General features: G+C 62.4%; 16 protein-coding genes. 2 read left to right on the top strand and 14 right to left on the bottom strand.

Annotation, left to right across the window (positions count from 1 at the left end):
- Positions 1-5: 5 nt before the first annotated feature.
- From GGR46_RS14790 to GGR46_RS14745, 10 genes are all read right to left on the bottom strand, one after another.
- The gene (locus GGR46_RS14790; RefSeq protein WP_183998682.1) at positions 6-2924 is read right to left on the bottom strand and encodes a TonB-dependent receptor; all 2919 of its coding nucleotides are present in this window, start codon (positions 2922-2924) and stop codon (positions 6-8) included.
- Positions 2925-2982: 58 nt separating this feature from the next.
- Complete coding sequence (locus GGR46_RS14785) at positions 2983-3993, bottom strand: FecR domain-containing protein (RefSeq protein WP_183998681.1); 1011 nt, start codon at positions 3991-3993, stop codon at positions 2983-2985.
- Positions 3990-4586, bottom strand: a complete 597-nt coding sequence (locus GGR46_RS14780) for an RNA polymerase sigma factor (RefSeq protein WP_307120497.1) — start codon at positions 4584-4586, stop codon at positions 3990-3992. The genes GGR46_RS14785 and GGR46_RS14780 overlap by 4 nt, the downstream gene beginning before the upstream one ends.
- A gap of 205 nt (positions 4587-4791) precedes the next feature.
- The gene (locus tag GGR46_RS14775) at positions 4792-5130 is read right to left on the bottom strand and encodes a hypothetical protein (protein WP_183998679.1); all 339 of its coding nucleotides are present in this window, start codon (positions 5128-5130) and stop codon (positions 4792-4794) included.
- Positions 5131-5434: 304 nt separating this feature from the next.
- Positions 5435-6667, bottom strand: coding sequence for a diguanylate cyclase (locus tag GGR46_RS25845; protein WP_183998678.1), 1233 nt, complete (start codon positions 6665-6667; stop codon positions 5435-5437).
- 448 nt (positions 6668-7115) lie between these two features.
- Positions 7116-8225: a pectinesterase family protein gene (locus GGR46_RS14765; protein WP_343058180.1), complete on the bottom strand. Its 1110-nt coding sequence runs from the start codon at positions 8223-8225 to the stop codon at positions 7116-7118.
- Positions 8222-9196, bottom strand: a complete 975-nt coding sequence (locus GGR46_RS14760) for an alpha/beta hydrolase (RefSeq protein ID WP_183998677.1) — start codon at positions 9194-9196, stop codon at positions 8222-8224. The genes GGR46_RS14765 and GGR46_RS14760 overlap by 4 nt, the downstream gene beginning before the upstream one ends.
- Positions 9197-9262: 66 nt before the next feature.
- Positions 9263-12268 carry a TonB-dependent receptor gene (locus GGR46_RS14755; RefSeq protein WP_343058179.1) on the bottom strand — a complete coding sequence of 1002 codons (3006 nt, stop codon included), beginning with the start codon at positions 12266-12268 and terminating at the stop codon, positions 9263-9265.
- A gap of 131 nt (positions 12269-12399) precedes the next feature.
- Entirely contained in the window at positions 12400-13359 is a 960-nt protein-coding gene (locus tag GGR46_RS14750; protein WP_183998675.1) for a FecR family protein, read from the bottom strand.
- Positions 13356-13847 (bottom strand): RNA polymerase sigma factor, encoded by a 492-nt coding sequence (locus GGR46_RS14745; protein WP_221262818.1) that lies wholly within the window; start codon positions 13845-13847, stop codon positions 13356-13358. The genes GGR46_RS14750 and GGR46_RS14745 overlap by 4 nt, the downstream gene beginning before the upstream one ends.
- 667 nt (positions 13848-14514) lie before the next feature.
- Here GGR46_RS14745 and GGR46_RS14740 point away from each other — a divergent pair.
- Positions 14515-17367 (top strand): TonB-dependent receptor domain-containing protein, encoded by a 2853-nt coding sequence (locus GGR46_RS14740; RefSeq protein WP_183998674.1) that lies wholly within the window; start codon positions 14515-14517, stop codon positions 17365-17367.
- A gap of 199 nt (positions 17368-17566) precedes the next feature.
- Here the strand turns inward: GGR46_RS14740 and GGR46_RS14735 are convergent, their stop codons facing one another.
- From GGR46_RS14735 to GGR46_RS14725, 3 genes are all read right to left on the bottom strand, one after another.
- On the bottom strand, positions 17567-18037 hold the full coding sequence (locus tag GGR46_RS14735) for a hypothetical protein (RefSeq protein WP_183998673.1): 471 nt from the start codon (positions 18035-18037) through the stop codon (positions 17567-17569).
- Positions 18038-18251: 214 nt separating this feature from the next.
- Positions 18252-19145 (bottom strand): orotidine-5'-phosphate decarboxylase, encoded by an 894-nt coding sequence (gene pyrF, locus GGR46_RS14730; RefSeq protein ID WP_183998672.1) that lies wholly within the window; start codon positions 19143-19145, stop codon positions 18252-18254.
- 337 nt (positions 19146-19482) lie between these two features.
- A complete protein-coding gene (locus tag GGR46_RS14725) occupies positions 19483-20742 on the bottom strand; it encodes a ferritin-like domain-containing protein (RefSeq protein ID WP_183998671.1) in 1260 nt (419 codons plus the stop codon).
- A 333-nt stretch (positions 20743-21075) separates the two neighbouring features.
- On the opposite strand from GGR46_RS14725, the gene GGR46_RS14720 reads away from it, so the two are divergent.
- On the top strand, positions 21076-21405 hold the full coding sequence (locus GGR46_RS14720) for a hypothetical protein (RefSeq protein ID WP_183998670.1): 330 nt from the start codon (positions 21076-21078) through the stop codon (positions 21403-21405).
- Positions 21406-21698: 293 nt separating this feature from the next.
- On the opposite strand, the gene GGR46_RS14715 is transcribed toward GGR46_RS14720, so the two are convergent.
- Positions 21699-21842: a hypothetical protein gene (locus tag GGR46_RS14715; protein WP_246426094.1), complete on the bottom strand. Its 144-nt coding sequence runs from the start codon at positions 21840-21842 to the stop codon at positions 21699-21701.
- Between the last annotated feature and the right edge of the window lie 7 nt (positions 21843-21849).

Below are 21849 nucleotides of genomic sequence, written 5' to 3'. Positions count from 1 at the left end.
CCTGTTCAGAAGCTCGCGGCCAGGCCGAAGAAGATGCGGCGATCCTCGCGCGCCGAGAAGGTCAGACGATCGCGTTCCCCCAGATACTGGGAGTCGATCTCCTTGGTGAGATTGATCCCCTCGAGCGTCAGGCGCAAATTCGGGGTCAGGTTGACCTGAACCGATGCGTCGAGCTGCCCGCGTCCGTTGACATAGTTGTTTCCGCCGCTCGCGGCGGCGCCGACGCTGTTCAGATAGGCGCTGCGATAGGTATAGGCCGCCCGCAGCGAGAAGATCTTGTCCTCGAAATAGCCGATCAGGGTGAAGCTGTCGCGCGAGAGCCCCGGAAGCGGCAGGCGCGCGCCGGTGATCGCGTCCCGGAGCGGCGTGCGGCTGTCGACATAGGTATAGTTGGCCTGGACGCCGAGACCGTTGAACGGCGCAGGCAGGAAACGCAGTGCCTGCTGGTAGGCGACCTCGAACCCCTTGATGCTGCCGTCTTCGCCATTCTGGGGCTGCGAGATGTCGAACAGGCCGAAACGTTCAGAGAATCCGGGGACGAATTCGCGGCTGACCGTGTTCACGGTGAAGGAGTCGACCTTCTTGTAGAAGACGGCGCCGGTCAATGAGCTCGCCTGTGCGAAATACCATTCGAGCGTGGCATCGGCCTGCATGGCCTCGAAGGGGCGCAGTGAAGGATTGCCGCGCGATCCGGTCATCGAGACGGTATTGGGAACGAAGCTGGCACTCACCTGATTGAGGCTCGGCCGCGCCACCACCTTGGCGGCGGCCAACCTCAGGGTCAGGTCCTTGTTCAAGTTGATCGCCAGGTTGGCACTCGGCAGCCAGTAGCCGAAGTCCGATTTGATGACATTGGTCTGGGTGGCGGACAGATACCCCAGCGTCGAGCGGGCGGTCTCGATGTAGCGGATGCCGGCGTTGCCGGTATAGTCCACAGCGCCCAGGGCACCCTCGAAATTTGCCTTCACATAAGCGCCGAGCGTCTCCTGCGTCACGTCCTTGATGGAGGTGGGCCCGACCGTGATGCTGGTGTCGTAGGGATTGGGCGCGGCCAGTCCCAACCCTTCACGCGCCGCCTGCTTGTCGAGCGTGCCGCCGAGAAGATCGCGCGGGAAACTGCCGGTCGCGCTCGGGAAGAACGGCCCATAGTCCTTGCCGTAGCTTAGGCCCGGGAGTTCGTCGACGGTGAGGATGCCATCGCCGTTACGGTCCCCCCTGGTGAGGAGGCTCGCCGCGACCGGCAGGTTCTGCGGATCGGCGGCGAGCAGCTCCACGCGCTCATAGCGCATGCCTGTCTCGACCGAGGCGAGGATGCCCCACTCGGTCTTGTACTTCCAGTCCAGCCTAGCGTCGTAGCCCTTGTTGTCGGTCACGGCATCATAGTCGAAGATCGACAGCAGCTGATATCGCGTCGGATCGTTCGGGTTGAAATTGGCGGAGATAGACAGGTCCGGCACGGGGTTTCCGCGACGGAAGTCATAGCTCGCATTGGCAACATTGCCCGCGCGCGGGACGACCACATAAGCGAAGGACGCGCCTGGCCCGCCATCGCTGCCCTTGCCGCGGCTGTAGGACATGTCGAGAGTGACGCGCGCGCGATCATCTTCCCATTTCACCGATCCACCCAGGAGCGTCGATTTCAGGTCGGTCGGCTCATCATAGATGAGCGGGCGCACCGTCACGCCGGAGAAGGTCCCGGCAACGACGGTTCCCTTGTCGTTCACGGTTGCGGCGGTATCGTTGTTGTTGAACAGCACCTGATAGTTGACGCTGTTCCGGCGCCGCTTGAGATGATTGTAGGTGGCGTCGAGGATAATCTCCAGCTCGTCGGTCGGCCGCCACTGCGCGGTGCCGTTGAGGGTCAGCCGCTTCTCGGTGCGATCGAAAACGCGAGCCATGAAGCGGTTCGGACGAAACAGCCCGGGATCGTCGATCCCATCGCCATTGCCGTCGATTGCTCCCGTCTGGGTCCATCCGCCACTGTCGAAGGTATATCCGAGCGTTTTCGTATCGGAATAGGCGACACTGGCGAGGATGCCGAAGCGGTCGCTGAGCCTGCTCGAGACCAAAGCCGACCCGCGATAGCCGACATGGTCGGCCTGATCGGCATAGGCGCCCTGGATTCGCCCGGCAACAGCCAGGTCGTTGAGTTCAAGCGGCCGCTTGGTCCGCAAATTGACGGTGGCGCCGAGCGCGCCTTCTGGCATGTCTGCGGTGGGCGACTTGATGACCACGATGGACGAGAGGATCTCCGGGCTGATTGATTCCAGCGCCGCGTTGCCGCCATTGCCGGGGCCGATGAAGTTGCGGCCGTTGATCTCGAGCCGGTTCTGCGAGATGCCGCGGATGGTGAAAGTGGAGCCATCGCCCTCGCGTCGGCTGATCTGGACGCCCGTAACCCGGCTCAGCGATTCCGCGACATTCTGATCGGGCAGCTTGCCGATGTCCTGCGCCGTGATCACATCGACGATGCTGTCGGCACCGCGCTTTACATTGATCGACTGCTGCAACGATCCCCGGATGCCGGTGACGACGATCTCCTGTTCCGGCGCCTCGTCCGACGGCCCGGCCTGGACGCTTGCCTGGGACGGAGAACTAGCGCCTGTTGATTGTCCGTTTCCCACCCGGACGATCGCAAAAGCTCCGGCTTCGCCGTTCCGGCTGCCCAGGCCCGTGCCGCGCAGCAGCGCGGCCAGAACCTGTTCGGGAGATGCCGCACCGCGGAACCCGGCGGTGCTGATGCCGCTGACATCCTCCACCCGGTAGATGACCGGCCTGCCCGATTGCCTTCCAAACGCGTCAAGGGCACCCTTCAGGCTGCCTTGCGGTATGTCGAAGCTTCGTTGCTGCGCCTGGGCTGGCGCCGCGATCGCAAACATGCAGGTGCTGGCAGCAAGCGCTGCAGCGAGGCTGGTGAACCTCATCCTCATCCCCCTAATGTGCGGGTGCTCCATAGCCGCCCGTCTCCGGGGAATAAGACAATCAACGATCCGGCAGCTGTAATCCCGTTTTCTGAATTTTGATTTCCGTGTCCGTTTCGGCGACTTCGAGTCCATAGGCGTCGCGAAGCAATCGCGCGAAGGCACGCGGCTCCGAGGCGGGGAAAGTGCCACCGATACGAATGTTCGCGGCCGCTGCATCGTCGATGACGATCTTCTTTCGGTTGTAGCGGTTGAACTCGAGCGCGATGTCCCCGAGCCGCTCATGGTCGAACCCCAGCATGCCATCACGCCAGGACAGTGCCTGCTCGACACGTTCGGGCGAAGCCGCCGTGACCAGCGTCGCCGCCCCATCGCTCAGCGCGACGCCCCCGGTAGTGACGATCGACGAACGTGCCGCGCTCGCATGCTCCACATTGTCTACACGCACCCGGCCTTCGCGCACCCAGACCGTGACCTTGTCGCCGACGCGGCGTACGGAAAACTTGGTACCCAGGACCGTTATCTCGCGTGAGCCGGCATGGACGACGAATGGCAGGCCATCGCGATGCGCGACTTCGAAGAATGCCTCTCCCCTGTCTAGCCACACCGCGCGGCGTCCTCCGCCGATCGCGGTTCTGACCCTGGTGTCGGTATTCAGCTCGACACGGCTGCCGTCGGACAGCCCGAGCAGCCGGTGCCCGCCCACTTCCGTCGCGAACGTGGCAGTCGCGACACTGTCGGCTCCCACCATATTCCGATGTCCGCCATGGAAGCCCATGCCCACAATCGCTGCCAGCGAGGCAGCCAGGGCAGCCAGACTTCCCCAAGTTCCAGGTCCCAGCCGCGGAACGAATGTGCGCCGACGCGGAGTTGCGGGACGATCGCCCCCGAGCGCGGCAATACGGTCGGCCTGGCGCCAGCTATGTTCCAGGCGCCAATAGGCAGCCTTGTTCAGGTCCGATTTCTCGAGCCAGGCATCCAGCGCCGCCTGGTCCTGGTCGGACCAGCCATCCTGTTCTCGCGCAAGGACCCAGGAGGCGGCGCGATCGCGTGCGGAACCGGCGTCGCTCACGCTTCACCCCTTCCTGTCCGCCGCGCGGTGTATCTGCGCCGCACGATCTTTCCAGCACCTCCCAGCATATGGTCGGCGAGTGCCTTCATGCCCATCGCCAGTTGATGATTGACCGCGTCCTTGCCAATGCCAAGCCTTTGCGAGGTCTCGGCGACGTCGAGACCCTCGACCTTGCGCAGCAACACGATCTCCCGCACGCGAGGCGACAGCTTTTCCATTCCGGCCTGAACCCGCCGCAACGCATCGCGTGCATGCAGCTGTCGTTCGGCTTCGAACATGTCTATGCCCGCCGCTACGGCTTCGAGGTCGGCAACGAGATCGAAGGACACGATCCGCGCCCGCTTTGCGCGGTTGATCAGGTGATTGCGCGCGACCGTGAACAGATATCCTGGCGTGTTTTGAGGAATGGCGGTCCTGGCACCTGTGATCGCAAGTTCGTAGACGTCGTGCATCAGATCGGTCGCATCGTCCGCCGTCGGCCAGTTCCTCCGAATGAAGCGCAACAGCGCCCCCTCCAGAGGGAGCACCTCTTCGCAGAACCAGGCTCGGACTGCCGCATCCCTGTCCAAATGGTCAAATCCGATCTGCGCCACGGAATGCGGCAGCTTCGCTGAACCAAGACAATCACGGTCCCCGGAACTGTAATCGAAAAATGCCGCATCGCGAGGGACGATATCGCCAATGGGCCCATGAATCCGCTCGAGGCTGACGTGCCAGGTAAGGGAGCATCGCTGAACCAACAAAGGGACGCAGCGCGCCCTTCCCATCGACCCTTGAGCCCCGGAGGCCTCCCGAGTGTTAGGCCGGCACGCGGACACCCGCGGCTTTCAGCCTGTTGCCCGCACAATATCCCATCACCGCCATCGCCCAGCCAAGCGCATGCGAACTGCCGAACAGATCCGTAGCCAGACCCACAACCAGAACGACTGCGCCAATGCCGCAAACACGCAGGATCATCGTCGCGGGTATATGGACATCGGGCACGGCCCTTCCGGTCAAATAGGCACCGACCGCCATCCCGACCGCAAGGAACGCGGAGACAAGGCTCGGCTCGCGTGCAACCGCGATGGCGGCGAGCAGCCCATAAGCTAGGGCCATGAATGCCTGGACCGTCCGCAGGTTGATAGACCGAGACATGCTATCCAGTCCAAACATCGGAAATTGGCGCTATCCCGACCCTACGCGCCCACCGTGCGCCTGCCAACGGTCCAGGAGCCTCCACCGAGCGTAAGCAGCAAGACTTGTGGTCTGAAGCGACCGACGGCACGCACATCGGAGCCAGGCGAGGGCTTCACAAGGGAGTGTGCCAGGTAGCGCTTCTGGAAGTACCGGTCCGTGCCTTACCCCGGCGATAGGCAGCTCCGCATAGCTTCAGACGATGCCGGATCCTGTTCGCTCGGCCGATTTCGATCAGCCCGATGCCGCGTAGCCAGCCATGGAGTCAGTCGGCTTTCGCGTGTACCGCCTTCGGTTCGTAAACGCTGCCCATGACCTGGTTACGCCCGTTCCTCTTCGCGTCGTAGAGCGCTCCGTCGGCGGCCTCCACAATATCCTTCCATTGATATTGGCCGCGCAACGATATCGCGTAGCCGATGCTGGCCGTACAAACCAGATTCCCACCGGAAGGCAAAGGGAATGCGTCTTTCTCAATGGCCTGACGAAGCCTTTCCGCTATCGCCCTGATGGCATCTGTGGCTTGGTCGATGCTCGGGCCGTCATGGCGTACCAGGGCCATGAACTCTTCCCCTCCGATGCGGGCCAACAGATCCTCGTCCCGCATATGCTGTGCCAAGCTATGCGCAACCCCGACCAGCACTTCGTCGCCCACACCATGCCCCCAATTATCGTTCACAGCCTTGAAATGGTCGATGTCGATAATCAGGACTGCCAGATACTGACGCTTTCGGCTGCCCGTTCCTGCCCATTTTTCCCCTTCGGCCCAGATCACCCTCCGATTTGCCACGCCGGTGAGAGGATCTTGACGCGCCTGCCGGATGAGCTCTGCATCCAATTCCCGCGTTAGCATCCATAAGTAGCTTGGCGTAATCGCCCAGGTCAGCAACAGGCGTGACAGAAGTCCGAAAGTCGAAGTCGGATCCATCGCCGTATCGGCGATGGGGTGCCCGAGCCACCAGATGATGCGCAAACCCAGCATGGCCGCCCAGACCAAGTGAAAAACGCTGGCCAAGCGGGCCGCCATTTGGCGTGCGTCATCCGCGCATCGCCAAAGGGCGATGGCCGTCGCAATCGTGACAATCGCGCGCAATCCAGCACCCAGCGGAACCATCACGCGGTAGCTTTCGCCGCCCGCTATAACGAGGACGATTTCGATACATCCGAGAATAGCCGCCGGGAGCAATGCCCAGAGCTCCCACCCCCAACGCTGCAGGTAGATCGCGACGCCGAACAGGGTGAGAATTGTCCCGGCATCAATCAGGAGGTTGGCAAGGAGAACGAAATAGGAAAATTCGACTTTGAATGCAGGCAGAATGAGGATGCAGAAACCAAGCGCAATCGCGCCATATCCCAGCCCCCAGAGCAGGACGCCTTTGGATGCAGCGACCTTCGGCCGCGTTGCATATAGAACGATGAAAATCGCCGCTGACAGCAGTGCCAGGATCGCATTGACCACCAGCAACGTTCCAGCATGCAAGATACTCGCAAATGCCGTCACCAATTTCTCTTCTCTCGGGATATAGGCGCCTTCATCCCCTTATATAGCAAACCCTTTGGCAAGCCGGACAGCGTGCCCCTCGCATCGGTGGGTCACAACGGGGAGCGGGCGAGGGAAATCAATCCCTGTAAGGATCGGTGCGGCCAGAGAGCGATGGCCATGCCGCCAGGCCGCACGCTATCCCTCGTCACTTAGGGAGCAATGACGCTCATTTCTCGCGCGCCACGGAACCCGCCAACCCGCGCAGCACCTTTCCCAAGGCGGGCAGCTGTTCCAGCCTCGGGGTCGGTTGGAACGGCCGCAAACCTCGGATTTGCATGGCGTGTCGAGGGGCATATCTGACGTAGCCACACGATCGCCGCCGGGCGCGAGCGGCGGCATGGGGCGATCTCCCACAGCTTTTCAAAGGCCAGGTGCAGAAATCCAATATGCGATTGCCAGCTTAGATTTAGAAGCGCCACCCGCGGAAAAACGCTGCCCTGATCCTGTGAATATCAACCTCGCCATTCCAGGTCAGACCGATATCCCGCTTCCGGGACCCGGGGCCACGTGACCCGACTTCCAGGAAGCGCGAATCCTGGGCGCGGAATACGTCGCGCATCGTGCCGTCGCGCGCGGTGCCCTTCATCTCCGTCCAATGGTCGGGATGGATATGTGGACCTATGATGCAGTCGATGAACGAGACCTGTCCCACCGCACGGGGATCCGCATAGCGGCCATCGGCAAAGCTTGTTGTCGGGTGCCAGGGCCGTGCCAGCGCCACCGCGCCGTCCGGTACCCCCGCCTCGCGCGTCAGGCGCGCGCGATAGAATATAATGCCATGTTCCTGCGAGAGCTGGGTCGAGGGTGCGGCGATGAAGGACTGGAATTCGCCGGGCGTATAAGGTGCGCTGCGCCGGCGTGAGCGGATCTCGCTGTCCTCGATCAGCAATTGCCCGTTGCCGAAGATGAAATCGATGTTCCCCGCGACCAGGCTGTTTCGGATCAGCCCGCGTCCCCCGTTCGCGAACAGCGTATCCTGATAGCCGAGCAGATCGACTCGATCGAGCAGCACGCGATCGCTATGGATGTCGAGCAGCAGGGCCACGGCCTGGGGATTGCCGATCTTGCGAGGATCCCCGTCCGCCAATCGGTCGTTGGCCAGATAGTCATAGCGGTTCTCGACCGTGATGCCGGTAACGCTCACGTCCTTCGCATCGATGGTGAGCGTCGCCGAGCCCGGAGTCCCCCAGCCGGCGCGATGATAGGCCTTGGCGGTCTGGGCCACCGCATCGAAATGCAGCCGTGTCTTACCCGGCCCGCTTCCGATCAGTCGCACCCGGTCACGGGTCACGACGGGTTTCTCGCGATAGTCGCCGGGCGCGATCCGGATCGTCACCCAGCGTCCCGAACGATCGGCCGTCGCAGCCTCCAGGGCCGCCGCGATCGAGGGATAGCAGGATCGCGCCGCCTTGCCGCAGACCGGCCTGACGGTCAGTTCGCGCGGCCCCGGCACCGGGGCAAAAGCAGGAAGAAAGATCACCGCCGCCGCCAGCCCAAGAAAGCCCCTCCGGATCACTTCGCCCTCCCCTTCTTCGCAACGACCTGACTGAGAAAGCTGTCGATCTCGCTGGCTGCTCGCGGAAGCCAAGGCTCGAACAACCAGAAGTCGTGCGGCGCGTTCTCGAAGTGAAACTCGCGGTGCGCGACATGGTATCGGTCCAGCGCGGCGAACACCTCGTCCTTGCCCTGGGTGAAGCGGGGAATGCCGCTGCCGAGAATGAGGGTCGGCACCGCGTTCGGGCCGACATGACTGGCCGCGCTCGCCTCACGCCAGCGCGATGCTGCCCGCCCATAGGATCCGCCCAGCCAGCGCGCGGCCGGGGAAGCCTCCTTGGCGGCATCCTCATATTTGAGCGTCTCGGGAAGCGTGAAGTCGAGAACGCCGTCCAGATCGATCAGGGCGTTTGCGCGCCGGTCCCGGCCTTCGCCGAACAAGCCGGAGGGGCCGGCATAGGCGAGCAGCGATGCCATCTGCCCGCCCGAGGACGCACCACCGATCGCAATCCTGTCGGGACTGAGTTCTAGCTCGGCGGCGTGCTCTCGTGCCCAGGCAAGCGCGTCGCCAATGTCGATCATGCCCGCCGGATAGGGTGCCTCGGGCGACAGGCGGAACTCGGGCAGGAATACCGTGTAGCCGCGCTGCGCCAGCAAATTGGCCAGCGCGTAAAAATGGTTCTTGTTGCCGGCACTCCAGCCACCGCCATGAACCAGGACAATGCCTTGATGCCTGGCGGGCGCTTCGGGAGCCGCCTTGAAGATGTCGATATGCAGGTCACGCGTGCCGCTGTTCTTGTACGGCCGGTCGAACAGCACGGACTGCCCTTCCCGCCAGGTCACCGGAGCCCAAGCGATGCCCGGATATTTGTCGCGATATTGCTCGAAGCGCTGGCCGATCGTGTAGCTGTCATCGACGTCACGCAACGGAACGTCACCGGCATTCATGGCAGCGGCCAGGAGCGCCAGCGGCAGCAGGCTCAGGTTCGGCATGTAAAATACCCCGGCGAAGCGAAAAAGAGGGCCGTCGGCGGGAGGCGCCCGACGGCCCCGAAAGTGTCAGAACTGGTAGCGCGCGCCCACGAACCACTGCGCACCCGTCTTCGAGAATTCGCGGACCAGATACTGCGACCCGTCACCGGTGCCGTAGATCCGCTCCTTCTCGTTGGTGATGTTGATGCCCTGCACGTTGAGGCTCAGCCGCTTGGTGAGGTTGTAATAGGCCGAGAGGTCGACCTGGGTCGGGCCGTATTTGCGCTCCTGGACATGGCCGTTGCCGCCTGGCTCGCTCAGCAGATAGTCGTCGCGCTTGTTGACCGAGACGCGCAGGCCCATCTTGCCGGTGTCGTAATAGCCGGTGAAATTATACGAATTGGGCGAAAGGCCCGTCGAATCCCGCGCCGAGACATGGGTGTAGTTGGAGGCGAAACCAAGGTTCGAGAGCAGCCCCGGCAGGAAGGTGAACGGCAGGTTGAGCGTCGCCTCGAAGCCGGTGACGCTGTTGCCGCCGGGCGAGTTCACCGTCTTGTAGAAGGTGTACTGCGCGGTCTTTGGATCGGCATTGTAGGACGGGCTGTAGCGCGGATCGGCATAGATCGCGGCCCAGAACTCGGTGGGCACCGCCTGCTGGACGACCGAGGTTGTCAGCGAGCTCACGATATTCTTCTTGAAGCCGCCGATCGCGATAAGGCCGCCCTTGCCGAAATACCATTCGAGGCCGAGGTCGAAGTCGTTCGAAAGGTACGGCTTGAGGTTGGGGTCGCCGAGATTGCTCACTGTACGCGTCGTATACTCGAACACCGGTGCGGCAATGTTCAGTGCCGCGAGGCCCGGCCGCGTCATCGAGCGGGCATAGGCGAAGCGCGCTACCAGATCCGGCGTGATGTTGAGCGCCGCGTTGAAAGACGGCAGGAAATTGTCATAGTGACGATCGACCGTGACCGGCGAGGTCCCGATCACGGCGCTGGAGCCGACATCGGTCCGCACATAGCGCACGCCGCCATCTAGCCGCAGCTTCATCGCACCGATCGGGATTTCGCCGCTAACTTCGCCATAGCCGCCCGTCGTCTTCTCGGTGACCTCCCAACCCGCGCCCAGGTTCGTCGGATAGTTCGACGAGATCAGCCCCGAACTCGCGATCTTGTCGAAATCGATCACCGCGAAGGTGGGCAGGCCGCCATCGATGACGCCGTCCCCGAAATGTTCGATCGGGAAGCTGGTCAGGTACTTCTGCGGCGCGAAGCCCGGCAGGTCGCCCTGTGCTTCGGAGTAGCGGACCAGCCGGCGGTTATGGGCGACGCCCAGCTGCGCGGTGAATGCACCCTTTTCGAACGTGAGATTGGCCTTGGCCGTGAAATTGTCCTTCACGACATTGTTTAGCCGGTTCGCAGCTGTCGTCGCATCGATGAAATTGGCGACGTTGTTCGGGTCGTAATTCCCATAGCTGACCTTCGCGACATCGACGCTGTCGCGATAGTCATAGGCATAATAATGCGGGACCGAGCGCGCGTAGAAGCGCAGCTCGCTACGGTCGGCAGCGTCGCGCGCGGTGCCCACCATGGCGTCGAACTTGAGCGTATCGGAGAGCTGATAATCTCCCGAAAGCACATATTGCTGGAACTTCGAGGTCGAAGTCTGGTGCCGGCTCTCATACCAGGAGGTCACGTCGTTGAAGGCCGCCGCTATGAGCTGCTTGCCGTCAGGCGCAATGGTGAAGGACAGTGGCGTCTGGCCGACGAAGTTGCCCGCCGTGCCGTGCGTCAGCAGCCACTCCATCGAATTGTAATTGTACCGGTCGTTGTCCAGCTGGGAATAGAGCACGTCGAAGCTGATCTTCATGCCGTCGACGGGCTTCACCTGGAGCGAGCCGGTCAGGCCAAGCCGCTTCTGGTCATTGCCGAAAAAATCCGCTCGCGGTAGCCGCGGCGCCCAGAGGCAATCGAGCCGGTCGGCCGCACCGCAATTGGTCGGCGTGCCGGTAACCGTCGGATTGGTGTCGGCCCAGCTGTCGCCATTGACGAAGGGCGAGGTCCAGCGGACGCTGGCAAAACCCTCCTGATAAACCGTGCGCTTGGAATAGGCCGCGGATAGCAGGATGCCGATCGTATCATTGGCGAAGGTATCGGAAATCATCAGCGTCGCGCGCGGATCGACCTTGCGCGTCATCTGGTTATAGCCGCCCTGGGCCGACCCGACGATGTGGAAGCCTTTGAAGTCGAACGGCTTGGCCGAATAGAGATCGACCGTGCCGGCGATGCCGCCTTCCTCGATCGAGGCGCGCTGGGTCTTCTGGACGTCGATCCGGTTGAACAGTTCCGAGGCGAAGACGTGGAAGTCGAACGCGCGGCCGGCATTGATGGTGAACCCGCCGGAATCGAGGCCGTCGCTGCTGGCCGGCACTTCCATCCCGTTCAGCGTGGTGCGGGTGAAATCCGGCGAGAAGCCGCGCAGCGTGATGTTGCGGCCTTCACCGCCTTCGCGAGAGATCGCCACGCCCGGCAGCCTCTGGATCGACTCCGAGAGATTGAGATCGGGCATCTTGGCCATGTCCTCGGCCAAGATACTCTCGGTGACGTTGATGGCCCTGCGCTTCAGGTCCTGTGCCTTGGCAAGGCTGCCGCGGAATCCAGTGACCACGATGGCCTCTTCCGCGGCGGATGCCTCCTGCCCGGCGTCCTGCGGCGCCGCGCCGGGCGCCGACACGCGCTGGGCAAGAGCGGTCTGGCTCGGAGCGGCCGCGGCAGAGCTTGTCGGCACGCCGCCGCCCGGCGGTGTCGGCGACGGGGTCCTCGAAATGATGGCAAAGGAAGTCGGGCCCGTGCGCCGCGCCGTCAGCCCCGTACCGGCGAGCAGCCGGGTCAGCGCCTCTTCCGCACGCATCTCGCCGCGCACGGCATTGGTACGCACCGCGCGGGTCACGCGACGCGCCGCCACGATCTGGATACCGCCCTGGCGCCCAAGCTGGCTGATCGCAGTATCGGCGGACTGCGCCTCAATCGAGAATTGGCGGACCTGGGCCTCAGCGCGCGCCGGCGACACAGCCGCACAGACGATTGCCGAAGACACGAGCAGGGCTCCACGAACAGTGGAAATATTCATCTTCCTCCCCTATATTTTTTCTGGCGGAGTATTGTCCCCGCACTTGTATTTGAGACGATTTATGGAAAAATCCTTCCCGCCGTCTCGAATTTATTTCCTCATTTTATCCGGATGATCTCCGATTGCGTCATATCGACCGACACGCCGAGACTGGTCTTCACGGTCTCGGCGAAGCCTTCGGGATCATTGATACGAAACAGGCCCGAGAGTTCCTCCCGAGCAACCCGCGAATCCGCGATGATGATCTGGCGTGTGTTGTAGCGGTTGAACTCCTCGGCCGCGTCGGCGAGCGTGCGGCCATCCAGATCGATCATTCCGCTTCTCCAGGCGAGCGAGCGGTCGACCGAAGAAGAAATGTCCGTCTCATAGTCGAGTACGGCATGGGCACTGAGCATGGCGCGGTCGCCGGCCTTCAATCGCATGCGCAGGCTGCGGTCCCCGTCGGACCAGGTCTCCACCACGCCCTCCGTGACCTGGACTTCCACGCCCGTCTCGCGGCGGCGCACGGAAAAGGCCGTACCGACCGCGCGAACCCGAACATTGCCCGCGGTCACGACAAAGGGCCGGTGCGCGTCCTTGGCAACCTCGAACCAGGCTTCTCCCTGGGCCAGCTCCACCTGACGCGACCGCTTCTCCATGGCGACACTGAGATTGCTGCCCGAGTTGATGGTCATCACCGATCCATCGGAGAGGGGCAGGCGGCGGATCTCGCCCAGACGCGTGGAGAATTCGGACGGCCCCTCCGCCCATCGCGTGCCACCGAACACGATTGCGGCGGAAGCCGCGATCCCGCCGAGGATGCCGCGCCGCGCCCATCGTCGCGACCCCGCCTCCGGCTCGCCTAGATCTTCCGGAGCTGTCAGGGCTGACGTTTCCACAGCGGGCGTGAGCGCCAACCACTCGGCCTGCATCTCGAGCAACAACCCGTGGCGCTTCAGATCTTCTGAAAGCCACGCCTGAAGCTTGGCCTCGTCGGACTCGCTCCACGTGCCGGAATCCATGCGCGCTATAAAATGCGCCGCGATGTCGCGAGCCTCGGCCATGGAGGATGCCGTCATCGCCGCGCCTCCTTGCGCTCGATGCTCAGCATGAGGTCCTCACTCCGCGTCTCGGCCCTAACCCAGGCGCTCCTGATCGCGCGGACACCGACCCAGACCTGCTTCTCGACGGCCTTTTCGGTCATGCCCAGATGCATGGCGATTTCCTTCTGCGACCATCCCTCGATCTTGCGCAGTTCAATGACCTTGCGGCAGCGCTCGGGTAGCGCCCCGATAATTGCCAGTACGCGCTCATAGCTCAGCCGACGCGCCGCCTGCTCTTCGGGCGAGGGGCTGGTTTCGTCTTCCCAGGATTCGATCTCGCTCAGCGCCTCGAGCACGACGACCTGCTGGCGCTTGAGGCGGCGCACTAGCAGGTTGCGGCAAGTCGCAAACATATAGGCGAGCGGCTGATCGATATGATCGACCGAGGGCAGCATGGCGATGCGGCAATAGGCTTCCTGCATAACTTCGTCGACATCCTCAGGCGAAAGGCGCGAGCGCGCCAGCCATCGACGAATTCGCCCCGCATGGGGAACGATCTCGCGTGCGACCCAGGTCGCAATCCGGCGCCGCTGCGCGAGCTGCTTGTCCGCTGCCCCTTGCGTAAACCCCTCCCCTGCCGAGATTAACTCCCGTTCTGCAATCTATGAGACATGGGAAGAGAATTTCCCCCCTAGGAAAAGATAGTTTGTTTGGTTGCAAAATATCATGACCACTAGCCGGCGCGGAGTTTGGCGATTTGTAGGCTAAGGCTGACAGGCTGGGCGTTTGCAAACTCCGGCATTCATGCGGCCGTCGCGAGCGTCTCGAACGAACGGCCAGCTTATGTGCTCAAACCTCGTTTCGGAAGCGGGCGAAATCGGGCGCACTCCCGACCGGCAGGTTGGACGAGAGCAGGCCAGCGGTTTTTGGGCCGATAGGCGACTGTCGGCTTCAAGTCCGGTCATAGCAGAAGCAGCCAGCAGCCATTCGTCTTCCGACCCAATCCCGGTCGGTTCGCTCCGCGCCGCCTCTTCCCGAGCTTCCCTCGCCGCTGTCACGCCAAAGCCACACTGCGCGATTGATCGCGGCACGTGCCCCCGTTGCCATTGCGCAAACGCCGAGGGTTTGTTTCTCTCCTGTGACCAACGACAAAAAGAGGATGTCTCGCCAAGGCTCAGTGGAGGATCGACCATGCGCGATATCAAGTTGTGGAAGAATGCCGGCATCGCAACTGCGGCGCTTGCGACCGCCTTGGCGGCGATGCCCGCCCAGGCACAGACGACACAGACCGATGATGTACAGGTGACCGATCAGGAAATTGTCGTCACCGGTTCGCGCATCCGACGAAGTCCGCTTGATCAGGCGAAGCCGGTGACCACAGTCGATGAAGCTTCTATCGCCCGCACCGGCCTTAGTTCGGTTGCCGACGTGCTTCAGCGCCTGCCAAGTGCCGGCGGGGGGTTGAACACCAAGGTAAACAACGCGGGCAATATCGGCGGTCCGCCCGATGGAACTGGCGTGAGCTCTGGCTCGGCGGAAATTGACCTGCGCTATCTCGCTGCCAAGCGCACCCTCGTGCTCGTCGATGGGTTGCGCTATGTCAACGGTACGGCGGCAGGCGGCATTCCCGCCTCCGTCGATCTCAACGCGTTGCCCACCAGCATGATCGAGCGCGTGGAAGTGCTCCAGTCCGGGGCCTCTCCGCTCTACGGCACCGATGCAGTGGCGGGCGTGGTCAACATCATCACCAAGCAGGCGCAGCAGGGCCTGCGCGCCTCGGCGCAGTTCGGGACCTACCGCCAGGGCGACGGCCACACCCAGAACTACGAAGCGAGCTACGGCATCCAGTCCCTCGATACCGGGACATCGTTGGTATTTGGTGGCTATTATACCAAGCAGGAAGCCGTCAGCACGGCCGATCGCTCGATCTCCCAATTCCCCACGCCGGGGGCGACCAGTTGCGCCGCGGGAGGCTGCTCAAGCGCGATCCCCAACGGCCGCTTCGACGTGCTCGGCCAAAGCCTGACGCTGAAAGCCCCGGTCATCGGGCGGACGCCGGTCTATCCCGCCGATTTCAGGGCCTATTCCTCGGCGACCGACTCCTTCAACTTCGCCCCGTTCAATTATTTGCTGACACCATCTGAGCGCTACGGCGGCTTCGTCAACTTCAAGCAGGAGATTGGCGAGAACATCAACATGCGCGCCAAGCTGGTGGCCAACCACCGCCAGTCGACCACCAAGGCAGCGTTCCTTCCCTTGTTCGTCGGGCCCGACGCCGGCAACGGCAATTTGCTCGACACAATCTCGATCGACGTGACCAATCCCTACAATCCCTTCGGAGTCACGCTCTCCTCGGGCACCAACGGGACGCCCGCCAATTATTCGACGGTGCGCCGCCGCTTCGTCGAGGCCGGGCAGCGCGTGTTCAGCCAAACCGTCGACACGCTCTCCGCCACGCTCACGTTCGACGGCTCCTTCGACCTCGGCGACCATAAATGGTATTGGGACGTCAATGGCGTCTACGGGATCAACGACGCGCACCAGCTGTTCACTGGCAACGTCAACGCGGCGAACCTCGCCCGCGCGCTCGGGCCGGTGGCAGCCTGCACTGGCAGCTGCGTACCGTTCAACATCTTTGGTGGTGCTGGATCGGTCACTCAGGCGATGCTCGACTACGTCACCTTCGACGAGCGGGACAAGAGCAGCCAGCGGCTATGGGACTTCACGGCCAATCTGTCGGGCGAGCTATTCAACCTGCCGGCCGGTCCGGTGGGCATCGCGCTCGGCTATGAGCATCGGGACCAGCACGCCAGCTACGATCCCGATCCGATCATCGTCGCGGGGCTTGGCGCGGACGTGCCGACCAGCCCGGCGCGGGGTGGGTTCAATGTCGACGAAGTCTATGGCGAGCTCCGCGTGCCGCTGCTCGCGAACACGCCCTTCTTTCATTCGCTCGAACTGAGCGGTGCGGTGCGCTATTCCGACTATTCATCGTTCGGTAGCAACACCACCTTCACGGCTTCGGGGCTCTGGAAGCCGGTGCCGGACCTGCTCTTCCGTGGCGGCTATGCCGAAAGTCTGCGCGCGCCTAGCATCGGCGAGCTCTATGCCGGACCCTCACGCTTCGACGCGACGATCGACGATCCGTGTACCAGCGCACCGGGAGGTTCTTTCCAGACAAACGCAACGGTCCGCTCCAATTGCATTGCCAACGGCGTTCCGGCCAATGGAAGCTATGCCGAACCCACGGGCGGCCAGCTCGGCGTCTTTTCGCAAGGTAACACCGCGTTGAAGCCGGAAACCGCGGAGACCTGGACCGCGGGCGGCGTGTATAGCCCAAGCTGGGCGCGCGGCGGCTTTGCCAGCGCGCTGAGCCTCGAGGTCAATTGGTACAGCATCAAATTGCGCAATGCGATCGACTCTGTCCCAGCGACGCTTACGCTCTCGCGCTGTGCGTTCAACGCCGATCCGGTCAGCTGTGCTGCGATCACTCGAACCGGTAGCGGTGCGGTGGCCTCGATCAATGCACGGTTGCTCAACCTCAACGCGATCGAGACCTCGGGCATCGACTGGACCCTGGCCTTTCGTTCGGCCCAGTTCGGCGGTGGATCGGTCGGGCTAAACGTCAACGCGGCACATCTGATCAAATACAACATCGTGCCGCCTTCGGACCTCAATGCGCCGACGCAAGAATATGCCGGCACCGAACGGGGCAGCCCGGATCAGGCCTATCCGAAGTTCAAGCTGAACGGCACGATCGACTGGTCGGCGCCGGCCTATGGCATTTCATTCACCGGACGATACATCTCAGCGGTCGATGAGCGTGACGGCGTGCACCGCATGGGCAATGTCTTCTATGGGGACGTTCAGCTCTATTTTTCGCCGGGTTGGATGGATCATCGCCTCCGGCTCACGGCCGGGGTGAACAACGTGTTCGACCGGGATCCGCCGCAATGCTTCACGTGCGACAGCGCAAATTTCGATCCAACCACCTATGACCTGCCGGGCCAGTTCGGCTACCTGCGTCTCTCGTACGGGTTCTGACGTCGGCGCAGGCAATAGGGTCCGGGCGCACCGCGCGCTCGGACCTCCTATTTGAACTGCACGCAAAACGGCGGCTTATCGGCGTTGGCGGCCCTGCGCCTTCGGATCCGGCCTAGCGCTCGCTGAACGGCCGACTAGGGTGGAAAGCGGTCGTTCAGAACTTTACCCGGCATCGGTCCCCAGGTTGCGCCCGACCTCATCAGGGGTGGGCGACGGGCGTGAACCAAGCTGGGCCCTGCAGACGACAAAACCCAGGTCCAGACGTTGCGGGAATAGAACTGTAAAGGTTGAAGGTGATGAACCCGCTATTTGAATTATATGCCGCTGTCATGTTCCCCACGCAGTTGGCGGTTATGCCGGTCCATTGCAGGTTGGTGAAGATGATGCCGTCCGTGCTGGAAATCACCTGCAATGGGTTGCCGCTCAGAAGAATCGCTGGGCACAAGGGGGAGCTGCCCGGCTGCAAGGCGAGCGTGTTTAGCCGGAAGGTGCCGCTCGTACTTATGGCGCCCGTGCCGACAATGCGGCAATTGAGCGTCAAAGACGGTTCCTGAACGGTGACGTTGCCAGCGAGTGTGACTGGTCCTGGCGGAGTCCAGCTTTGCGCTGCCGCCGGTAATGCACCTGTGAGCATCATGCCCAGCGCACTGAACATTGCGAGCTTACTCATGACTACCCTCCCATAATGAGCATTACGCGAATTGGCGGTCCTACCACTTCTGACGCGGTGCTGATCTCTTCGGGGGGGGGGGGCGGCGGCGCCCGTTCGCATATAAGATTTGGGCCGGAATGGCGGAGAATGGGTGGAAAACAGTCAGGCTGCTTTCGGTCAACCGATCGCGAAGGCGGACGTTGACTAAGGCCTTCCTAGGCTGGTGGCTTGTTCAGGCCGTCATGTGGTAATCGTACACGATCGCCGCTTTGAACTGATCGACCCTTTCCTGGATGACGGCGCGGTAGCGCTCCAGCGAAACATCCCGATCCTCGATGCGGGTCAATCCTCGCGAAACGGGCACAAGTAGATCGCCAGAGCGATTGCCACGAAGAGAATGGATGCTTGCGGCATCGCCTCCCTGAGCCCCGAGGCCAGGGGCAAGAATAATCGAGCGAGGCAAAAGCTGCCGCAGGCGACGCCCCTCCTGCGGTACGGTTGCTCCGATCACAGCTCCGAAAGGACTTAGGGAACCGGTTTCTGGGGAAGAGAGGGCTCCGATCAAATCGGCGACCCGATCGGAAATCAGCCTGTTCCCCGCCATCTTGTCCTGGAGCCAGCCCGCGCCCGGATTGGAAGTGCGACACAACACAAAGAGACCTTTCCCGAACCGGTTTGCGCATTCGACAAACGGATCGAGGCTGTCGGGCCCCATCAAGGGGTTAATTGTCAGGCAGTCCGCTTCGAAGTCTCCGCTACCGCCCTCAGAACCCGGCGCCAGATAGGCACGAGCATATGCTGCAGCGGTAGCGCCAATGTCTCCACGTTTTGCGTCCAAGATGACGCCCATTCCCGCCGCCTTCGCCCTTTTCATTCCAGCGGAAAGCGCTGCTAATCCGACGAGTCCGTGCGATTCGAAATAGGCCGACTGAAACTTTACGAACCCAACACTTCCTTCGACGGTATCGAGGATGAAGTCGACATAGCCCGAAATCCAGCTCTCAGCATCGCCAGCCTGACGCAGAACATGTGGAATATCTGGAAGGAATGGATCGATGCCGACAACGAGGTCGCCAAATCGTTGAATATTCTCTTCAACGATTTCAACCCATCTCCGATTTTCCATTGTGGCTCCCTGTCTAAGACTATCAGGCTGCGTTGGTTGAAGGCAGATGCCCAGCGAATAGGCCGTGCTACGCCTGACGTCCCTACAGCCGCAAGGGATGCTCTTGTGGCGATCGGCCTGGAAGCTTGGCTTGGCCCGCGATAAGCCTTCCGCCAGCAAAGCGCCCCAGAGCCGGTCATAGCCGAGGCAGTGCGCCGATCCCGAAAGCCGACATCGTAACGTAGGTGCTGACTGCGGAATTCGCGAACGTACACGAGCCGGGCGAGAGTGCCAGAACCCATCGCTCCCGCTCACGCCCACTGGGGGAACGGGGCAGGTCCAAGTTGACGCCTCGACGTTAGGCGACCGAATCGTCCGGCGTGGAGCGCAGGCGTGCCGCCTGGCTCTGCAGGATCTGCCCGACATGGGCGCATTTGGGGTCCGCTACATCCATCGCATCGACTGCAGCGTAGAGCTCGTCCATCCGCTCCACATATAGCTTGTGAGCGCTCGGCCCCTGCGGAAGCGCGGATGCTTCCCGCAGCGCCGTAAACGACACGCCTGCATTGCAGCCGGGGTTCGAAGGCCCGGCGGGAAGCCGCGCAGCGCGCGTACCCATCGCATCGATGGCGTGCATCAGCGCAATGGCACAACCGGTATATAACGCCTTGCGTGCGTCCGGCCGCGGTACGGCGTAGGCTCCGGCCAGGAGACGCAGGGCGAGCACATAGATCGCATTCGCCACATCCACGGTCGCGACCGCTTCAGGATTCTCGAGCCACACCTTCCCTTCGGGATGCGGCGGCTTGCGCAATACCGGATTGACCGCAGCTGGATGCGCCGGCGCGAAATCGGAGTTCGCAGCCTTGAGCTCCCGGAATTCGTCGCGGATCGTGAGGAACTGGGCGAAGTGGGAATTCTCGCGGTGCTCAGGAGCACCTTCGCCTTCGACCACGATCTCGGTGAGCGCGGCGAGTGCGCTGTCGAGATCGACAACCTCGGTTGCGCCCCTCAGCCAGGTTTCGGTGCGGCTGAGCTGGAGTGCCGGATCGCCACAAAAGACTTCGCGCTCGCCAAGCCGATCGACCAGCGAACGCAGATCGGTTTCTACGCGCTGGTAGAAATCGCCGATCGTCGCATAGTCATAGCCCGTGGGAGTCAGACGAAGTGGAACGGGCGTGCGCACCGCTATTTCGGGAGGTGCGAAGCTTTCGCCATCCGGTTCATCGGAGCCGTCCGGCCGCTCCAGATAGATGAAGTGTTGAAGCACCTCTTCGCTGAACGGGGCGAGCTTCACCACCATGTTTGCCGGAAGATAGCCCGGTTCGAGCGGAAAATTCGTTCGCCCGAAGCGGGGCGCCCCGCCCAGCGAGGAAGTGATGTTCCAAACCGCCGCCAAATGACTCATCTCATCGACGGCAACCGCTATGATCGCGCGCCGCCATCGGGTGACGGCTTCTGCCTCTTGCGGCAGCAATCCCTCCTCCTCCTCGCCATCCTTCAGGCTGAAGGCGGCATAAAGATAGGTGCACATCAGATCCTGCTCGAGCTCCGCCGCTTCGTACAGCGCGTGCAGCAGACCTTCTCGGGTTACCGGATGGTCGGATTTTTTGGTCATCATCGCTCCTCGCCGGAGCAACCGCTCCGATCGGGCGACCGGTAGGCCACCATGCCAGAAGCCTGTAGCTCTTCCAGGAAGTGGTTTTCCTCGTCAGACGCGGCAGGCTCCCTATGCCCTTTCGACAGGTTGACTGAACCTCGGGACAAACGCTGCCATTCATACCCGATAGAGGCAATTCAAGGCGGTCAGGCGGCAAAGCGCCCCAATTTCCGTTCGAACTATCCGCGAGCTATCACCAAAGCCGTCGTTCACTCAAGCGGTGGGTGGACGGCGGCTAGTGGGTGGTTAGCTGCCATTGCTTCCTGCGGCCTTCACATACAGAATGTTGGGATGATGGACGATCAGGTTCGCGTGAGAGCAAGCATCCGTTTCCTCTCCGCAGAAGAGGGTGGTCGGGCTTCGCCGCTTGCAGGCGGAGGCAGCTACAGGCCCAATCATAACTTCTTCGGCCCAAACGACCGAGATATGTGCATGGGCTTCATCGAACTCCCCGCAGGCCAGCAAGTCACTCCGGGCGAAACCATTCAGGCCGATCTCGACTTACTGATTTACCCCGCCGTGAAGCCGGAGATCAAAGCCGGTAAGCAGTGGCGCATTCAAGAAGGCGGTAAGTTGGTGGCGGTGGGCACAATCCTTGAGGTGCTCGATCCGGTTTGCTGAACGTCCGCAACTGGGGCGTTTGCGGTCGTTCGCCCGATGCATTGAACAACTTCTGCTTCTGAGCTGGATCACGAGCACGCTGAATGGCCGAGATTTGGGACGCAAAGCCGCCTTCCGCAATCCTCTACGTCCCCCGCCCTCCCCTGCCCGGCAGCGGATCATTACCCGCCGGGGCCGAGATCCAGCACAGCTGGAGTTCGGTCGGCCAAGGCGCCGATAGAGCCGCGCGCAGCGGGTAGCCGCCCCCAAAGGGGCGCGCCCTCCGACGCGCCCCTCCCGCGCAAACGCCATGGTCACCCAGCCGCAGCCAGCGCGAACTCCCGATGGCCGTTCAGCGGCCGCCCTAGGATGCCGGTCAGGCGCTCGACGTTTCCGGCCTCCGGGATCATGCCGTCGCTGTCATAGCACTCGGCCATCAGCCGCTTCTCATAGGCCAAGCGCGTC

The sequence above is a fragment of the Sphingomonas kyeonggiensis genome (genome assembly GCF_014196745.1).
Taxonomy (GTDB): Bacteria; Pseudomonadota; Alphaproteobacteria; order Sphingomonadales; family Sphingomonadaceae; genus Sphingomonas; species Sphingomonas kyeonggiensis.
The sequence above is the reverse complement of the archived record's forward strand: the minus strand, read 5'-3'. Positions and strand labels throughout refer to the sequence as shown.